The 18,512-nt window shown below is 37.4% G+C and carries 14 protein-coding genes and 1 pseudogene; 3 read left to right on the forward strand and 12 right to left on the reverse strand.

All coding sequences use genetic code 11. From position 1 onward, the window contains the following. Positions 1–66 precede the first annotated feature (66 nt). On the forward strand, positions 67–1,764 hold the full coding sequence (locus tag CUC15_RS13080) for a sensor domain-containing protein (protein WP_114917085.1): 1,698 nt from the start codon (positions 67–69) through the stop codon (positions 1,762–1,764). Positions 1,765–1,871: 107 nt separating this feature from the next. Beyond that, positions 1,872–2,117 carry a YuzB family protein gene (locus CUC15_RS13085; protein ID WP_114917086.1) on the forward strand — a complete coding sequence of 82 codons (246 nt, stop codon included), beginning with the start codon at positions 1,872–1,874 and terminating at the stop codon, positions 2,115–2,117. A gap of 138 nt (positions 2,118–2,255) precedes the next feature. On the opposite strand, the gene CUC15_RS13090 is transcribed toward CUC15_RS13085, so the two are convergent. The 12 genes and pseudogenes from CUC15_RS13090 to CUC15_RS13145 all read right to left on the reverse strand — a co-directional run bounded on the left by CUC15_RS13090 (position 2,256) and on the right by CUC15_RS13145 (position 16,638). Continuing rightward, the gene (locus CUC15_RS13090) at positions 2,256–3,863 is read right to left on the reverse strand and encodes a M20/M25/M40 family metallo-hydrolase (protein ID WP_114917087.1); all 1,608 of its coding nucleotides are present in this window, start codon (positions 3,861–3,863) and stop codon (positions 2,256–2,258) included. Between the two features lie 395 nt (positions 3,864–4,258). Further along, a complete protein-coding gene (gene ptsG / locus CUC15_RS13095) occupies positions 4,259–6,289 on the reverse strand; it encodes a glucose-specific PTS transporter subunit IIBC (RefSeq protein WP_114917088.1) in 2,031 nt (676 codons plus the stop codon). A gap of 182 nt (positions 6,290–6,471) precedes the next feature. Continuing rightward, positions 6,472–7,311, reverse strand: coding sequence for a glucose PTS transporter transcription antiterminator GlcT (gene glcT / locus CUC15_RS13100; RefSeq protein WP_114917089.1), 840 nt, complete (start codon positions 7,309–7,311; stop codon positions 6,472–6,474). Positions 7,312–7,537: 226 nt separating this feature from the next. Continuing rightward, positions 7,538–8,575: a Gfo/Idh/MocA family protein gene (locus CUC15_RS13105; protein WP_114917090.1), complete on the reverse strand. Its 1,038-nt coding sequence runs from the start codon at positions 8,573–8,575 to the stop codon at positions 7,538–7,540. A gap of 11 nt (positions 8,576–8,586) precedes the next feature. Further along, a complete protein-coding gene (locus tag CUC15_RS13110; RefSeq protein WP_242985853.1) occupies positions 8,587–9,567 on the reverse strand; it encodes an ABC transporter permease in 981 nt (326 codons plus the stop codon). Further along, complete coding sequence (locus CUC15_RS13115) at positions 9,548–11,074, reverse strand: sugar ABC transporter ATP-binding protein (RefSeq protein ID WP_114917092.1); 1,527 nt, start codon at positions 11,072–11,074, stop codon at positions 9,548–9,550. Before CUC15_RS13115 ends, CUC15_RS13110 begins: the two co-directional genes overlap by 20 nt. 161 nt (positions 11,075–11,235) lie before the next feature. Beyond that, positions 11,236–12,207, reverse strand: a complete 972-nt coding sequence (locus CUC15_RS13120) for a substrate-binding domain-containing protein (protein ID WP_423241341.1) — start codon at positions 12,205–12,207, stop codon at positions 11,236–11,238. A gap of 90 nt (positions 12,208–12,297) precedes the next feature. After that, positions 12,298–13,287, reverse strand: coding sequence for a LacI family DNA-binding transcriptional regulator (locus CUC15_RS13125; RefSeq protein WP_114917094.1), 990 nt, complete (start codon positions 13,285–13,287; stop codon positions 12,298–12,300). A gap of 350 nt (positions 13,288–13,637) precedes the next feature. Continuing rightward, a pseudogene (locus CUC15_RS13130) lies at positions 13,638–14,331 on the reverse strand (AraC family transcriptional regulator). Positions 14,332–14,548: 217 nt separating this feature from the next. Then, a complete protein-coding gene (gene arsC, locus CUC15_RS13135) occupies positions 14,549–14,983 on the reverse strand; it encodes an arsenate reductase (thioredoxin) (protein WP_114917095.1) in 435 nt (144 codons plus the stop codon). Positions 14,984–14,995: 12 nt separating this feature from the next. After that, positions 14,996–16,294: an arsenic transporter gene (locus tag CUC15_RS13140; protein WP_114917096.1), complete on the reverse strand. Its 1,299-nt coding sequence runs from the start codon at positions 16,292–16,294 to the stop codon at positions 14,996–14,998. Between the two features lie 14 nt (positions 16,295–16,308). Next, entirely contained in the window at positions 16,309–16,638 is a 330-nt protein-coding gene (locus tag CUC15_RS13145) for an ArsR/SmtB family transcription factor (RefSeq protein ID WP_423241384.1), read from the reverse strand. A gap of 293 nt (positions 16,639–16,931) precedes the next feature. On the opposite strand from CUC15_RS13145, the gene CUC15_RS13150 reads away from it, so the two are divergent. Continuing rightward, entirely contained in the window at positions 16,932–18,500 is a 1,569-nt protein-coding gene (locus CUC15_RS13150) for an FAD-dependent oxidoreductase (RefSeq protein ID WP_114917098.1), read from the forward strand. Positions 18,501–18,512 lie beyond the last annotated feature (12 nt).

The following is an 18,512-nucleotide window of genomic DNA, read 5'->3' on the forward strand; positions in this document are numbered from 1 at the left end:
ACTAGAAGAAAGTATTCTAGTAAAATAAGACTAGATAAGCTGTTGACGAAGAGAGAGGTAAATCAGATGAATGATACAACAAGATCTAACAAGATAGAGCAGCAACTAAAGAATACGGAATATGCATTAAATGTATCATCAATCGTCTTAACAACAGATGAAAATGGCATTATTGAATCGGTAAACGATAAATTTTGTGAAATCTCAAAGTATGATCGCGAAGAATTAATTGGTCGAAATCACCACTTCGTAGCTGTATTTTCTAATGAAATGGAGGAAGTACTCCGAAAAGGAAATGTATGGCATGGAGAAATAAAAGGTATTGCAAAGGATGGAAGCAGTTATTGGGTAGATACAACAATGGTCCCATTTCTAAACGACAATGGCAGTCCGTACCAATACATCGCAATCCTGCATGACATTACAACTCGGAAGCAACACGAGACTTATATAGAATCAATAGCATACTATGATACATTAACCCAATTACCTAATCGTAATCATTTACACAGATGGATTGCGGAGCATGAAAAAAAAGTAAACGAAATAACAACCGTGCTTTTTTTAGATCTTGATCGGTTTAGATATATTAATGATAACTTTGGTCATGCAAGCGGTGATTTTGTTTTGCAGGAAATTGCCAAACGATTAACGCAATGCCTTGCTGAAACAGATTTAATTATCAGGCAAGGTGGCGATGAATTCATCATCATTTTGAATAATAATCATCCCAATGAAGTGATCATTGATTTAGCACAAAAAATATTACAGCAGGTTAGCTTGCCAATTCAGCTGTTAGATAAACAGCTTGCCATTCATATTAGTATCGGTATTTCAAGAGAAACGAATACTGCAGACATGCTTGATTCTACTAGCTTCATCGAATCCTTAATAAAAAAAGCAGATACAGCTATGCTGCTTGCAAAAGATCAAGGCGGAAATGATTATTGCATCAGTACACCTGAACAAAAGATAAAAATGGATCGGCTGTTTAATATCGAACTAGAAATTAAAGATGCGTTAAAAAAAAATGAATTTCACATTGAATACCAACCATTAATAAATTTAAAGAATAATCAGATCGTTGGTGTGGAATCATTGTTACGTTGGTCAAATCAAGCGTTAGGCATTGTTTCTCCTGGAGAATTTATTCCGATTTTAGAAAAAACAGGTGACATTGTCACGATTGGGAAATGGATATTATGGACAGTCTGCAATCAAATGAAGCTATGGCAAGAAAATGGAACACTATTACAAAAGATATCGGTCAACGTCTCCCCTATCCAATTTAAAGAAACTAGTTTTATCGATGATTTAAAGGAAATCCTAAACGAGACACAATTAGATGCATCCTATTTAGAATTAGAAATTACCGAAGGAACCATCCTGGAAATAAAAGATTCTGCAAAAACATTAGAAGCATTACAAGGACTAGGTGTAAAAGTTTCAATTGACGACTTCGGCACGGGTTATTCATCATTGAGCTACTTAAAACAACTGCCAATTGACACCTTAAAAATCGATAAATCATTTATCGATAATTTAGATGCAGACGGCGAAATTATCGTCAACACAATTATTAATATGGGGAAAAACTTACGATTTCGCGTCATTGCAGAAGGCATCGAGAATAAACAGCAGCTTGACTATTTAAAACTTCAAAAGTGCCATGAAGGACAGGGATACTATTTTAGTAAGCCAGTAAAAAGTGAAGAAATTCAAAAAATATACCATCAGGCCAGCAAAGAGTGGCAGTTAATGTGACCATAAGTGGCAACTTAGTAACTACTCATTACTTCGAGTTAAGATTCTTGTTTTAAGTATCAACTTCATGTAAGCTAGACGTATATTGATAAGAAAGCGTGTTTTATATGGGTATAATAATCGAAGTATGTGATTATAATTTACTTTCAGCAATGAAGCTTGAGAAAATCTTTGATCGTCCGGATATTGCTGTCATGAGTTATGATTGCATGAATTTTTGTGGAATGTGCAGTATGGGGCCATATGCCATGGTAAATGGCCAACGTGTATTTGGTAAAACCATTGACGACTGCATTTCCAAAATAAAAGCAGTCGTTGAGAAGGAATTACAAGAACTTGACAACTTGTATTAACATTTATATATAAAGCTGGCACCTCTCATTTTTGGCAGATGAGAAAGCATACAAGCTTTCTCACTACATAAGTGCAACTAAGTCTGTCACAAAAGGCTCGGCGACAGACACGTTTTCTATGAGGAATGCCAGCTTTAATTATTTCCGCCAAATCATTTGAGTCATCTCATCTAAAATAGCAGGTATCGTTTCAAATGCATTTTTAATATGAAGTCGCTCGGTTCGCTTATGTGCATCCTTGCCAAATGGACCAATATTTAAGACTGGCGCATCCAGTTGCTGCATTTCAGCAAAGGGAATCGAATAACTATCGCCCCAAACAGGTGTATTCTCTTCAAAGGTTGTCCATCCAGCGGTTGTTCCTTGATAATTAACATAGCTAAGGTCACATAGTCCATTAAAATAATGAATGCGATCCATTGACAGATTAAATTTCTCCAGCGCTCTTTGCTTTACAAAATCGGTACATGCTTCAATGAGTGTATTTCCAGTTGAGTTTACTGCTGGATAATATGGTGGTGCAAATAAAATGATGATTGCAGGCGCCAGCTCCTGACAATAAATCATGAGCTTGTCTGCAATTCGCAGTGATTTCTCTCGATCATCCCATCCATCCTGATACGCTATATCCGCTTTTATTTCTTCGATTAACGGCTTTCCCAGCTTGGAAGTTGCATAATCTAATAATGTTTTATAACGGATTACCTTTACTTCCCCAATCGGTTCAACTTGATTTTTCTCACAATTACGCTGATAATCTTCATTACATTTCTGAACTGCTTTTACGGCAACGCTTTCATAAATATTAAATATATCTGCTGCACTACGCTTAAATGTAAAGATGTTATATAGTGCGGATGAGCGATATGGAGTCTGTGTCGAATATTCCAGCCTCAGATCAGTTTGCTGCAATGTTAATGGTAATGGTGTAGTCTCTCCCAATACCGTTTCTTGAAAAGCATCGTTCCATTCCATCTCTCTCGTTAAGTATGATGCCATAAACGGTGAGGTTAATCCACTCAGCGGCTCTCCAGCATGAGTTTCTTTCCCATAAAAAAGCGCCGCAGCAAGGAGCTTGCCAATCGTTCCAGTATAGAGATAGTGGGCATGATCTTTAGGCGTCTGAGTAAAAACGGGCTCACTATTTAAAAATAATGTATAAGATAACAGATACTTAGCTTGTAATTCTAGTAGAATTGGAACAGCCGCCCGCATGCCAGCAGAGTTAACCTCTTCATCTGGTACTGTTAATAATACGAGATTGATAGGCCACTTTTCCACACTTGCTTTTTCAATCAAGCGCATATGTAAAACTAATCCCATCTTCATATCCATTGTCCCACGGCCAAATAAATACTCTCCGGATTGCAGATCGTTTCGGACCTCTTCCGCAAATTGATCTTGATTATCCTTCCAGACTTTTGTCAATTCCTCTGGTTGGGTTGCTAACGGTTCGTAATCACCATATTCCTCTGTGTTCACGGTATCAAAATGGCTCATTAAACAAATCGTTTTTGTTGCGTCAGGATGACTGTATAATGCTGTCAGAAACTTTCTCCGCTGGTCCGCATCATGAAGTTCTAATTGATTCGGAAACTGCTGAAAATAAGCTAAATCCTGTAATTTTGCTTGCAGCTTTACTGGAAACTCTCGCTCCCCCTCTGATAATGTCATGCTTTTCCAGCTCACCAATTCATTTAATAGATCTCTTAGTTGTTCTGGTGATTGCCATCTCGTTTTTACCATATGAATACCCCCTGTATAATATAAACAGAAAGATGATGTCTCTATTTACTGAAAATTATTGCATATATAATACATAATGTAAATATATGTAATCCTTCTTTAAGCAATATTAGAAGACTTGTCACAAAGCCTTTCGGTGACACCCTTAGTGGAAGTTCGGTTAAAAACTAGGACGTCCTGGGACTGCGATTACTCGTCCCATCGAAGACATTTGGGACTGCGATTACTCGCCCCACCGAAGACCTTTGGGACTCCGATTACTCGTCCCATCGAAGACATTTGTCGCAACACCGAACTGACCTACACCCTGTAGGCCCCACTTAGTAGTAAGAAATATTTTATACTTTCTTAACTACTAAAAACCCGTTATGCTTCAAAAGCATAACGGGAAATTATTATTGAATCTTGATAATAGCTTCATCGCCAATTTCTACGGTGCCTTGTTTTGTTAGGTTGACCGCTTCACCTTCTTGCAAGTTCGTAAAGACAATTGGTGTCATGATTGATGGTGCATGTTCTTTCACATAGTCTAAATCAACATTTAATAATGGTTGACCTTTTACTACCCTGTCACCTTGCGCAACAAGTGCTTCAAAGCCTTTACCTTCTAATTTAACCGTATCAATTCCTACGTGAATCAATATTTCTCTTCCTGCATCCGATTCAATCCCAATTGCGTGTTTTGTTGGGAATAGATTTACAATTTTTCCATCCACTGGCGATACAATTGTGCCATGAGTTGGTACAATCGCAAAACCATCACCCATCATTTTGCCGGAGAATACAGGATCTGGAACTTCACTGATTGATTTGATTTCTCCTGTAATTGGAGAAACAAATACTTCTTCCCCTGCAGAAGCTTTAATAGGCTTCTCTGCTTTTTCTAATTTCTTATCTGCTTTACGTGGTGTTTTACCTGCCATAATGTCTTTCATTTGACTCTTAATAATTTCTGAACGTGGTCCAAAGATAGCTTGAATGTTATCTCCAACTTCTAGTACTCCAGAAGCACCCAACTTTTTCAGACGTGCTTTATCCACATTACTTTGACTGTTAACAGAGACACGAAGTCTTGTAATACATGCATCTAAATGTGCAATATTTTCTTGTCCACCCATCGCTTCTAACACTTGCGCTGGTAAGCTATTTTGATCAACAACTGCACCTTCATTATCCTCGTCATCTGCAGTTGTTTCACGACCAGGTGTCATTAAATTGAACTTCTGAATCATGAAACGGAAAATAACGTAGTAAATGACTGCAAAAACAAGTCCTGCAATAATCGCAAGCCACCAAGGTTCTTGACCTGGTAATATTCCAAATAGCAGGAAGTCAATTCCACCACCTGAGAATGTGTAGCCAATATTAACGCTCAGGAATGTCATGAGTACAAAAGATAATCCATCAAGTACCGCATGAATAAAGAATAAAATTGGTGAAACGAACATAAATGAGAATTCAAGTGGTTCGGTAATCCCTGTTAAGAAGGATGTTAACGCACCTGAACCAAGTAAACCTGCAACCAATTTCTTCCTTTCAGGTCGTGCAGTGTGATACATTGCCAGTGCTGCCGCTGGAAGCCCAAACATCATGATTGGAAATTCACCGGCCATGAAGTTACCAGCTGTTATTTCTACACCATCTCTAAGCTGCGCGAAGAAAATGGTCATATCACCACGAACAAGCTCACCTGCTGCTGTTGTATAAGCACCAAATTCATACCAGAATGGCGCATGGAATATGTGATGCAAACCAAATGGAATTAATAAACGTTTAATAAACCCGAAGAAGAATACTGCAAAATAAGTTCCCTCTTCAATTAGCCAAAGAGATGCAGCGTTCATTGCATCTTGAACTGGCGGCCAAATAATTAACATTAAAAGACCCGCAATAAATGCGAAAGCTGCTGTCGCAATTGGTACAAAACGCTTTCCTGCAAAGAATCCTAAAAAGGATGGCATTTCAATATCATGGAAACGATTATACGCGTAAGCTGCGATCAACCCGATAATAATCCCACCGAATACTCCTGTTTGTAGGGTAGGTATCCCTAACACACTCGCATATCCAGGATCAGATGCAACAGTATCTGCTGAAAGCTCTAACCATGAACCCATCACTTGATTCATTACTAAGTAACCAACCAGTGCAGCAAGTGCAGCTGCACCATCACCTGCTAGTCCAATCGCAACCCCAACTGCAAAGATGAGTGCCAAGTTACTAAAGATAATATTCCCTGCATCTTCCATTACTCGAGCAACTAATTGAAGCCAATCTGCTTCAAGAAATGGCAGAAGATCAAGCATAACATCTTGTTGTGCAGCATTTCCTAATCCTAACAGTAAACCAGCTGCGGGCAACATCGCGACAGGAAGCATTAATGCTTTACCTAATTTTTGTAAAACCCCAAAAAATTTCTTCCACATCGTGAAGAACCTCCTCTAAGTATATTAGCTGACCAAGGTTCATTAACAAAAGACCAAATAAAAACAGGCATAAGCAAAGAAAAGAACTGAAAAGGGATATGGGAGCAATCCCATATTCACACCATTCAATATCCTTCCTTACTTATGCCTGATCGTATCAGTAACACGTAAAGATATAATTGCTATTTATTCTTTTGTAAGCGCTGAAGATGCATTGTAAGATAAACCGTTTCCGCTTCATATACAGGCTTCTTCAAGTACTGCTGCATAATCTTAATCAGCTTCCATGACAAATTATAACATAAAGGGTATTCATGTTTCAACAAATTTCCGATTTTTTCAGGTTCTTTCACCTTTTCTCCTTGAACAACGCGCTCAATTGTAAACCGTAAATGCCGAACAAGCCGCATATAATCTAGGCTTTCTTTATCAAGCGTGAGACTAAGTCCTTCTTCGATTACATGAATTAAATGCGTGACAAGCTGTGAGTGTTTATTTACTTCACCGAGATCTTTATTCATTAATGCACTATGAATATGAAGCGTAATAAAACCTACTTCCCCTTCTGGTAGAAAAATACCCGTTTTTTTGCCAATTAATTCGACAACTTCTTTTGCCAATTCCTGCTCATATGGATAAAGTGTGACAGTTTCAATTAAAAATGGATTATTTATCGTAAACCCATTCCGAACCCTTTCCAATGCGAATAATAAATGATCGGTCAATCCAATATGAATATGTTCATTTAAACTTCCGGAAACACGATTACTTATATGTTCAATTGCTTCAATAATCACACTTTGAAGGTCTTCATCCATATTTGGAATTAGTTTTTTATACTGTTCTTGTTCCTTTTCACTTTTGACAACGAATACTTTATCCGCCTCATCAATAGATAGCTGTTCATCCTTTTTTCGATTGAATCCAATACCATTACCAATTACAATGACTTCCCCATCCTCTTGATGGTTGGCCATCACGACATTATTATTTAGTACTTTAATAATTGTTGCCGCTACCAATTTATTTCCCCCTACAACATACCGAATACTGCTCGATTATTTTATATGCACACTTTATTCCAAATCCCTTTGTATAATAGCATATAATGTTCGAACCGTATACTAAGAAATAGATTTGTATTAGTAATGTCGGTGTACTCCATACTAATTTAATTGTAATCTAGTGAAAATATTCACGTTGCAGACAATTACCCGTCTTTCAACTAATATGCTGATAAAATGCTCACTAAACCACTAACACAACCCGATTCGTTTCCGCTGCTTCAAGCAAAGCCAACACAACCTTCAAAGAAGATAATGCATCTTTCCCAGTGATAATCGGTTCTCTATCAAGGCGGACACAATCTACAAATTCATCAATTACTCCTGAATTCGTTTGATGATCGTTGGTCTGGATGGATTCCAGCTGATAATTCAGCTTTTCTCCATCTTTTGTTATTAATTCTAACTGGTATTCTGGATTATGATAGATTTTAAGGATACCATTTTGACAATAGATAATCGTACTATTGTCTTCCTCCCCGTAATAGGTCCATGAGAAAGAAGCCGTTCCAATTCGTCCCCGCTTCGTTTTTAAACTACAAACTAGATTGTCCCCAACATCAATCGGGTTGCCAGCCTCATCTACCTTATCCAGTGTTGCTTGAAATGCACTAACCTGCACGATTTCATCCTCTAGTAAATAGTGGAGTAAATCTAATTTATGCAATCCTAAATCACCTGCAACGCCAAAGCCTGAGCGATCTTTTCTAAAAAACCAAGTAGTATTTGATTTATTCACTCCCCAATGCTCTGGACCTTTGTGTCCAAAAGTCGTTCGAAAGGTTAGCACATCCCCAAGATCTTTATTCAGAATGATTTCCTTTGCCTTCTTATGGGCACGAGTAAATCGTTGATTGAAATCAACCATTAATTTCTTTCCAGACTTCTTTTGTGCTTCAATCATCATCTCTGCATGTTCAATTGTCAAAGCAATTGGTTTCTCACATAAAACATGCTTTCCTTTTTGTAGTGCCTTCGTGGTGAAGATATGGTGGGATTCATTGGAGGAACAATCACTAATTATTTGAATAGCTGGATTATCAAGTAATTCATCCATTGTGGTTGCAACTGTCCCCTCAAACTTTGCTGCTAAGTCCATCGCTCTCTCTACATTTCTATCGTAAAACACAATCCCACTCACATATGGATTTGCTAAATATTCTGGTGCATGGCGGTGTTTAGCTATTGAACCGCATCCAATAATCCCTACTTTCATAGCCAAACCATCCTTTCCTAATCCCTCTTTTGAAATACTACGGCGATAATAATAATCAAACCTTTTACAAAGCCTTGCAGATGTGGTGATACATTCATTAGATTCATCATATTATTTAAGATTCCTAGAATAAGAACACCGAAGAAAGTGCCGATAATTTTTCCTCGCCCACCCGTCATTCTTGTTCCTCCAATAATAACCGCAGCAATTGCATCTAGTTCATAAGCTGATCCAGAGCTGGAGGATGAGATAGAATTAAGACGTGAAGTTTCGATTATCGCGGCGATACTAACTAGTAAACCTGCTAAAGTGTAAACTCCAACTTTTACACGGTCAACCCGAATCGCAGATAGAAGTGCCGCTTTCTCATTGCTGCCAATTGCATAGACATAGCGGCCAAATCGGGTTTTCTGCATTAATAAATATACAAGAGCAGTCATCGCAAGGAAAATAATAATCGGGTAATCAATGATCCATATATCACTATTTGCAATTGCAGTAAATCCTGAAACCTCTCCAGAAATACTGCCCCCATCAGCAATATATAAAGCGATCGATCTTGCTGCAGCCATCATTCCTAGAGTAGCGATAAACGAGGCTATTTTTCCTTTGGCAATCATTAATCCGTTCAGAAATCCCGCTAGCGAACCAACAACGAATGCAGTTAAAATTGCCACCAATATATTACCAGACGCATTCAGAGCAATCACTGTCATGACACCAACTAATGCGAGCACAGATCCAACAGACAGGTCAATCCCACCTGAAAGCATTACGATTGTCATTCCTAAAGAAACGATACCGATAATCGAAACCTGCATAAAAATATTTAGTTGATTATTTAGATCTAAGAATCTAGGGCTCATAAAGGATGCGAGAATAAAGATAAGTAAGAAAGCGATTATTACGCTGTATTCAGACCATAGCCAGTTCAGACCGTTCTTAACTTTTACGGTCTTTTTTCCTTCGATTGGTGTCTTAACTTGTGTATTCGGCAATTTGATTAACCTCCCTTTTTGAACCAGTTGCATATCGCATTATTTCATCCTCTGATGTTTCATCACCCTTCAATCTAGCAGTTATTTCACCTTGGTACATGACATGAATCGTATTGCATACCTTTAATACTTCAGGCGCTTCGGAAGACAGAATGATCACGGCTTTTCCTTGTTCCGCTAATGAAATAATATGTTCGTAGATTTCCCGTTTTGCACCAACATCAATACCTTGTGTCGGATTATCAAAAATAATAATATCAGAATTCACTTCTAGCCATTTCGCAATAATTACTTTTTGCTGATTTCCCCCACTTAGTTTATCAATCGAAATACGAGGATTATATACCTTGATGTTCAATTTTTCTTTGTAATATTGAAAAGTACTAAGCTCCTTATTTTCTTGAAGTATTCCCAATTTTTCAAAATGACCTAAGGAGGAGAGACTCATGTTGTGGATGACACTTAAGTCTTTTATTATTGCGTTCTCCTTTCGATCCTTGGGGACAAATCCAATCCCTGCTTGCAGTGCTTGATTAGGATGGCCAATTTTGATAGTCTGTCCATTCACTTTTATTTCTCCAGAATATCTCTTCCGATAGCCGAATATACTCTCGAATAGCTCCGTCCTGCCATCCCCGGCTAATCCAATAAATCCAATAATCTCGCCTTTATGAACAGTAAAATCAATTGCTTTAAATAGACCTTCACTCGTTAAATTCGTCACTTCTAATGCAACAGGGCCAAGCTCTGAATCTTGACTAAATCGCTCTTCGGAAATAGATTTACCAACCATAAGCTTCGTAATATTATCCAATTCTTCGTTTTCAACCTCTCCACTGCCAACTACGTTTCCATCACGAAGAACCGTATAGTAATCACAAACCGCTTTAATTTCCTTCAATTTATGGGAAATATAAATAATGGAAACTCCTGATTGTTTAAGATTTCTCATTAAATCAAATAGGCGCTTTACCTCATGCTCTGCCAATGAAGATGTTGGCTCATCCATAATAATCAGCTTGGAATTATGTAAAAGCGCCTTGGATATTTCAATTAACTGCTTATAGGAGGTATCTAAATCACGAACATATTTCTTCGGATTAATCTCAACGCCTAATTTAGCTAGAATATTATTAGTTTGCGTACACATTTCCTCAACATTTAAGAAGCCTAGTTTATTTCTTAATTCTGATCCGAGAAACATATTTTCATAAACTCGCAAATCTGTTACCATGTTCAATTCCTGATGAATAAAGCTAATACCATGACTTTGAGACGATCTCGTATCCGCAATCCTGACCTCATCCCCATTTACTTCAATTGTCCCGCTATCTGGTTCAATTACGCCACCTAAAATATTCATAAGCGTAGATTTCCCAGCTCCATTTTCACCTAAAAGTGCATGGATTTGCCCTTTCTCTACCTCGAATGAAACTCCTTTTAAGACGGGAATTCCATTAAATGCCTTTTCAATATTGTTCATATTAATGAAAGATTTCAATGCCATCACAACCTCACCTCTTATAGGAAAAGAGGAAATACAATATCATACAAGCTGTATTGCATTTCCTCTAATTTTCAGAAAACTTGGTTGTCACCAAGCCTTTGGGTGACAGCCTTGGTTGCACTTATGTAGTAAGAAAGTTTTTATACTTTCTTAACTACCAATTAAAATTTAGAATCAGGGTCATAATACTCTTCTACATTGTCTTTTGTAACTTCAGTAGCTTCTAAAATAACATTGGTTTCTGACGGCTCTTCACCCTTTGCTAATTGTGCTGCAATCTTTACGCCTTCTCTTACCATTGTAGGAGAATATAGGAAAGTAGCCGATACCAATCCATCATCCCGAATACTTTCAAAAACTTCTTTCCCTCCGCCTGCACCAGTTACAAATTGAATATCATCTCGACCCGCTTCTTTAATTGCTTGAATTACCCCAAGTGCCATTCCGTCATCCTGTGTAAATACAGCATCGATTTCTGGCTGTGCTTGCAAAATGTTTTGCATCACTTCCAATGATGTTTCCGTTGAGAAATCTCCACTTTGAGAAGCAACGATTTCCATTCCTGATTCACTGCCAATTGCCTCTTTAAACCCTGCCCCACGTTGTTCGGTTACAGAATTTGGCGGTCCGGTAATTTCTACCACCTTCCCTTTCCCGTTTAACTTTTCTACAAAGTATTTCCCAGCATTAACACCAATTCCTTCATTGTCTCCCTTAACAACGACCGTGGCCGCATCGTTTTCTAATTCCCGGTCAACCACTACTAGTGGAATACCTGCATCCTTTATTTTCTGTCCTACCGGAGAAAGTGCGGCTGATTCAATCGGTAATAAAACAATTGCATCTACCTCTTGGGCAATCAAATCATCCACATCATTTGCCTGTGTGTTAGGATCGGCTGCATTTGTAATTACATAATCAATTCCATCACTCTCTTTTATTTCCTTAGCCTGCTCCTCCGCGTTATCAATTAATGCACCCATCCATCCATGTGTTGCAGATGGCAGTGAAATACCAATCGTTAAATCTTCTTCTCCTCCACTAGTTTCCTCACTGTCTTCCCCACCGCACGCTGCGAGTACAAGCATCATGAGTACTGCGACTAAGACTGACAATCTCTTTTTCACTAACATTACCCCCTCGTATTTTATAATGAAGCTGTTCCTAAAAATGTAATCGATACCATTTTGGGTTCAGCGAATAACTAAATACATACTATATCCCTACCCAGAGGTTGAACCACGAATCACAAGCTCATGATCTAGTATCATGCTCTCAACCTTCTCCCCTTTTATTTTGTTGATTAACATATTTGCTGCAATTACTCCCATTTTGTACATTGGCTGCGCTATTGTTGTTAATGCTGGATGGGTCATATTCGAAAAGTCAATCTTATCAAAGCCAACAATTGCTATATCATTCGGTATATGCAATCCTTTGCTGTTTACTTCCTTTAGTGCACCAATCGCAAGCAGATCAGAAACAGCAAATACTGCAGTTGGACGATCTGGCAGATTCAAGATTTTTTTCATTATTTGCTGTCCATATTCAAAACCCAGCCTGTTAGTCTGGAAAATATAATTATCATTAATTGCAATGCCATTTTCCTCTAGTGCCCTTTGATAGCCTAATTTACGTTGGCGCGCATAAAGAAACCTTTCATCAGAATTCATTAGGGCAATTCTTTTATGCCCGATTTTTATTAAATGCTTAACAGCACGGTATGCTGCCTCTTCATTATCAATCGTCACATATGGAATATCACTGCCAATGATATATTCACTGCATTGAATGATAGCATACTTTTGTGATAAATTAACGAGACTCTCTCCATTTATAGCTGGATCCATGGAAATTATTCCATCTGCCATTCTATTTTTTACTAAGTCAAAGTAAATATTTTCCCGATCAGGATTGGAGTCTGTTTCACAAAGAAGAATATGATACTTTTGGCTGATTACGGTACTTTCTATACCTTTTATGATTTCTAAATAAAATGGATTGGAGATATTAGGGATAATAATTAGGAGCAAGCGAGTTTCCGAGTTTCGTAAATTCCTTCCTAACATATTAGGTTCATAGTTTAATTTTTTGATCGCCTCCTCAACTAGTGCTTTCGTTTTTTCTGTTACATTCTTTTGCTTATTAAGTACCCTGGAAACAGTAGCTACAGAAACCCCCGCTTCTTCAGCAACCTGTTGTATGTTAGCCATTTCTTCGTCCTACCTTCTACTCTCATTCATTTTTGTAATCGTTTTCATTATATGATAGTCGATTCTTAATTATCAGTCAATGATTATTTTAATATATTTACCGGAATTTTTCATAATAATGTAACGGTTTACAAGCTTAATTTAAAAAGTAATCGCTCCCTTCCGCACAGGTCAGCGATAAATATTTTCACTTTTATCCATATACTTGAAAAATTGTTTGACACGAATCTTCTGGTCACAGCTTTAGTTGCTTTTATGTAGGAAGAAATTTTTATCTAGCAAAAAAAAGAGTATATAAAAAACGTAAGAAAACGTCTTTTATATACGCTCAAATATGGATATGAATTTGATTACCGTACTTCTGATGGATTTTTTCCTGTGTATTTTTTAAATTGCCTGCTAAAAAAATGTAAATCATTATAACCTAAGGCGTGTGCCGCTTCTGTAACTGTCATACCTGTAAAATGCAATAAGTGTTCTGCCCGTTTTTTCCTAGTATGAACAATATAGGTCTTCACCGTTTGACCGATAATTTCTTTAAATTTCTCGGATCGTTTCTAATAACCGATTACTCGTATCATTCCCTTGCACTTCGTATTCTTGATCCTCTCTTAATAAATGGATCATCAATTGCTTCAAAATCAGCTTTGCCTCTATTTCTGCCCCAAATGTATTGACCAATAATAACCGTACATATTGTGTTAATAATGATTCGAAGTTTATCGTATTTTGAATGGTTCGGTGTGCTGATGGGATCAAACGTGGCGTTTCAGGTACATCAAAATGAATATACGTTAAGATAAGTGGGTTTTGGGGATTATGTGTTGCAGTTATTACATCACCTGGTTTGAATATAAAGCAATGACCTTTTTCTACATTATATTGATTTCCGTTTAAAAACACTGTCCCTTCACCATTCCAGACATAAAATAGATCATAATTTGGCATCGGCCTATCACGTTTTCTCCATCTCCAGTTCGGTTCACAGTGAATTGTTGCAAAGTATGATTTCAAAATAAAATGATCTGGATTTGTATCGAGCATCCAACTCCCCTTTTAAATCCCTTTTTTTATTTTATTCGGATTTTTTCGTTTACGCAAACTAGAAGAAAGAACTGATTGATTATTGTAGTAGCAAGTAAACAATAAAAATTTGAATCAGAAAACATGGGGAATATTGCTGAAATTATACAACAAAAACAGAGGAGGATGACATCACCTCCTCTGTTTGACAAAACTAGCCGAACCAAATTAATCTAGTTTAACTCTCACTACCAGACTTTTCATTAACAGCGAATGCCTTAATTCGCTCACCAATTTCATCACGAACGCGCTGAAATACTTGCCATACTTCCTCATCTGTTCCAACTGCTTTTGCCGGATCATCGAAGCCCCAATGTTCTCGTCTGACATGTGGTGGTGTCATAGGGCAACGATCAGCTGCATCCCCGCAGAGCGTAACAGCCATCGTAGCATTATTTAAGAACTCTGTATCAATCATCTCAGATTTTTGTTTCGAGATATCAAGCCCAATCTCGTTCATAGCCTTTACAGCTTTAGGGTTCAATCCATGCGCTTCAATTCCCGCACTTTTCACTTCCCATTCCTCACCGAGATATTTTTTTGCCCAGCCTTCTGCCATTTGACTTCTGCAGGAATTGCCCGTGCATAAGAAATAAATTGTTTTTTTAGCCATAAGTCCATCTCCTTAAAAAATAATTAATGTTAGGTATAATCCTAATAACGTAATAAATAGAATTGGAATCGTTAATACAATTCCTGTTTTGAAATAAGTGCCCCATGAAATTCTTACACCCTTTGTGGACAATACATGGAGCCATGCTAAGGTTGCTAATGAGCCGATTGGTGTAATTTTTGGACCTAGATCAGCACCAATAACATTACTATAAATTAATGCTTCACGAATTAATCCAGTTGTATTGGTTTCAGCAATAGCAAGGGCATCAATCATCACCGTTGGCATATTGTTCATCAATGACGATAAGATAGCAGCCAGAAAGCCCATTGCCATTGTAGCGATAAATAACCCTTGTTCCGCTGCGGCTTCAATAACCGTTGCGAGCAAAGCAGTAAGTCCTGCTTGCCCTAACCCATATACAACTACATACATACCGATAGAAAAGAAGACAATATTCCATGGTGCTCCTTTTAAAACCGCCATTGTATTGACAGCATTACTACGTCTTGCCATGATTAAAAAGAAAATTGCAATTATCCCGGCTACAAAAGAGACTGGGATTTTAGTGAATTCACTGGAAAAATAACCTATCACTAATATTACAAGAATATACCAGGACAAACGGAACATTTTAGGGTCTCGAATTGCTAACCGTGGTTCCTTTAACTTTGATAAGTGGTATTTTTTTGGTATACTCTTCCGGAAATAAAGGTATAACACGATTATCGTTACGATTAATGAAAATAGGTTTGGAATAATCATTCTAGAAGCATATTCAACAAATCCTATATCAAAGAAGTCAGCTGATACAATATTTACTAGATTACTTACTACAAATGGAAGTGAAGTAGTATCGGCAATAAATCCGCTCGCCATAATAAAAGGAAAGATCATCTTCTCCGAAAAATCCAGATTGCGAACCATTGCAAGAACAATCGGTGTAAGGATTAATGCTGCTCCATCATTTGCAAATAGTGCAGCAACAATTGCACCTAAAATACTAATAAAGACGAACATTTTTACCCCATTACCTTTTGCAACTCTCGCCATATGTAAAGATGCCCATTCGAATAAACCAATTTCATCTAGGATCAAGGAAATTAGAATAATCGCTACAAAAGAGAGGGTCGCATTCCAGGTTATTCCGATTACTTCCATAACATCACTAGAATCTACCACACCAACTAATAATGCGAGTATAGCTCCGCCAATTGCAGACCAGCCGATTGATAATCCTTTTGGCTGCCATATAACTAAAATAAGTGTTACCAAGAAAATTGATATAGCTAATATAAGTGATAATGACAAAATTTTTCCTCCAATTAACAACAAGAAATCCGTGTACCATTTTCTTCTAATTCTGTTATTCTAAATCCCTGACTAGGAAGTTGTTCAAGCAGCTGTTGTAAAAATGGATAGTCTTCGTTATTTTTATTTACGGAGTAAAAGATCCACTGCCCTTTTCGTTCTTCTTGAACTAACCCCAAATCTTTTAGTTTACGTAGATGTTGACTAATCGCTGGCTGGCTCATCTGAAATATCTCAACAAATTCACATACACAGCAAGCATGCTGATCGAGTATCTTCATTATCGTCAAGCGCGTCTGATCACCTAGTAATTTTAAAATTAAAGCTGCTTTATCTAATGCCATTTCAGTTTTCAACAAAAATCGACACCACCCTTTTAATACCTACATTAGCATATAACGATTTGCTTATATATTCAAGTTTAAATTTTGCTGAACAATGGAATTTAATATAATGACAGTTAGTATGTATCAAGCATAATTGAATTGATCATTAATATGGCACAACTTAATGTATATTAACCAATAAAGTAGCCTTATATCTTTAAGACGTTTACTCAAGCTTTCCTACCACGTATGTATTCCATAATTTGGAACATACTATAGACATGATGCAACACATATTGGAGGGGTTATAAATGACACAAAATGCGGATTCTTTTTCTGAACATCCTAAGTCTTATTGGCGAGATTTAATTGATTTCCCAAACTTTGCAAGACTTGATCAAGATATTGAAGTAGACATTGCAATAGTTGGTGGAGGAATTACAGGGATTACTTCAGCCTATCTGCTAGCAAATGAAGGATTAAAGGTCGCAATCTTAGAAGCTGATCAATTAATGAACGGAACAACTGGACATACTACTGCTAAAATAACGGCACAGCATGATTTAATCTACGACGAGTTCATCACAAATATTGGAAAAAATAACGCAAGGTTATATTATGAAGCTAATACTGAAGCACTCCATTTCATCAAGAATACAATCGAGGAACATAAAATCGATTGCGACTTTAGCATGCAAGATGCTTATCTTTATTCTACGACTGAAGAATATGCGGAAAAAATAAGAAAAGAAGCGAAAGCATATGAAAAGTTAAACATTGCTGGGGAATTGGTTGAGACCATCCAATTAGATATACAAATTAAAAATGCACTTATTATGAAGGACCAGGCACAGTTTCATCCAACTAAATATCTTCTCCATTTAGTTGATATCATCAAGCAAAAAAATGGGCTTATTTTTGAAAACACAACAGCAGTGAATATCGAAACTGGAAAGCAGCCAACCGTTCTTACCCGTGATGGATCCCGTGTCAAGGCCAAATATGTACTCGCCTGCACTCACTTTCCATTTTATGAAGGATTAGGTCTCTACTCTACTCGTTTGCATGCAGATCGATCATATATCATAGCAGCGAGTCCTAAGAAGCCATTTCCAGGTGGTATGTTCATTAGCGCAGACCAACCTACCCGTTCGCTGCGTTCTGTTAAAATCAAGGATGAAGAAATGGTGCTTATAGTTGGTGAAAGTCATAAGACAGGTCAAGGCAAGGAGACGATAAAACACTACGAAGCATTAAAAGCCTTTGGTGAGCAGATATTTGAGCTTGAATCCATTCCGTATTATTGGTCTGCACAAGATTTAGTTACTTTAGATAAAGTACCATATATTGGTGAACTTACGTCTGGTCATCCAAATATATTGATTGCGACTGGCTACAGAAAATGGGGAATGTCAAATGGAACTGCAGCCGCACTCTTATTTCGCGATATTATTTTAGACAAAAAGAATAATTATAAAAGCTTGTACACACCATCTCGATTTATTGCAAATCCCAGTATTAAAAATTTCCTGACTGAGAACGTAAACGTTGCTACGCAATTAATTAAAGGTAAGCTTGAATTGACCAATATTAATCCAAATACCTTAGCCAATGACGAGGGAGCAGTTATTACAATTAAAGGCGAAAGAAAAGGTGCCTATAAGGATAAGCAAGGACAGCTACATATTGTCGATACTACCTGTACGCATGTAGGCTGTGAAGTGGAATGGAATAATGGTGACCGTTCTTGGGATTGTCCTTGCCATGGTTCAAGATTTTCCTATACTGGTGAAGTACTAGAAGGACCAGCTGAAAAACCATTACAGAAGTATGATTATAAAATGCTCGATAACCTAACCTCGGAAGATTCAGGATATTGAGTCACAAAAAAA

It is taken from the genome of Oceanobacillus zhaokaii, assembly GCF_003352005.1.
Lineage (GTDB): Bacteria > Bacillota > Bacilli > Bacillales > Amphibacillaceae > Oceanobacillus > Oceanobacillus zhaokaii.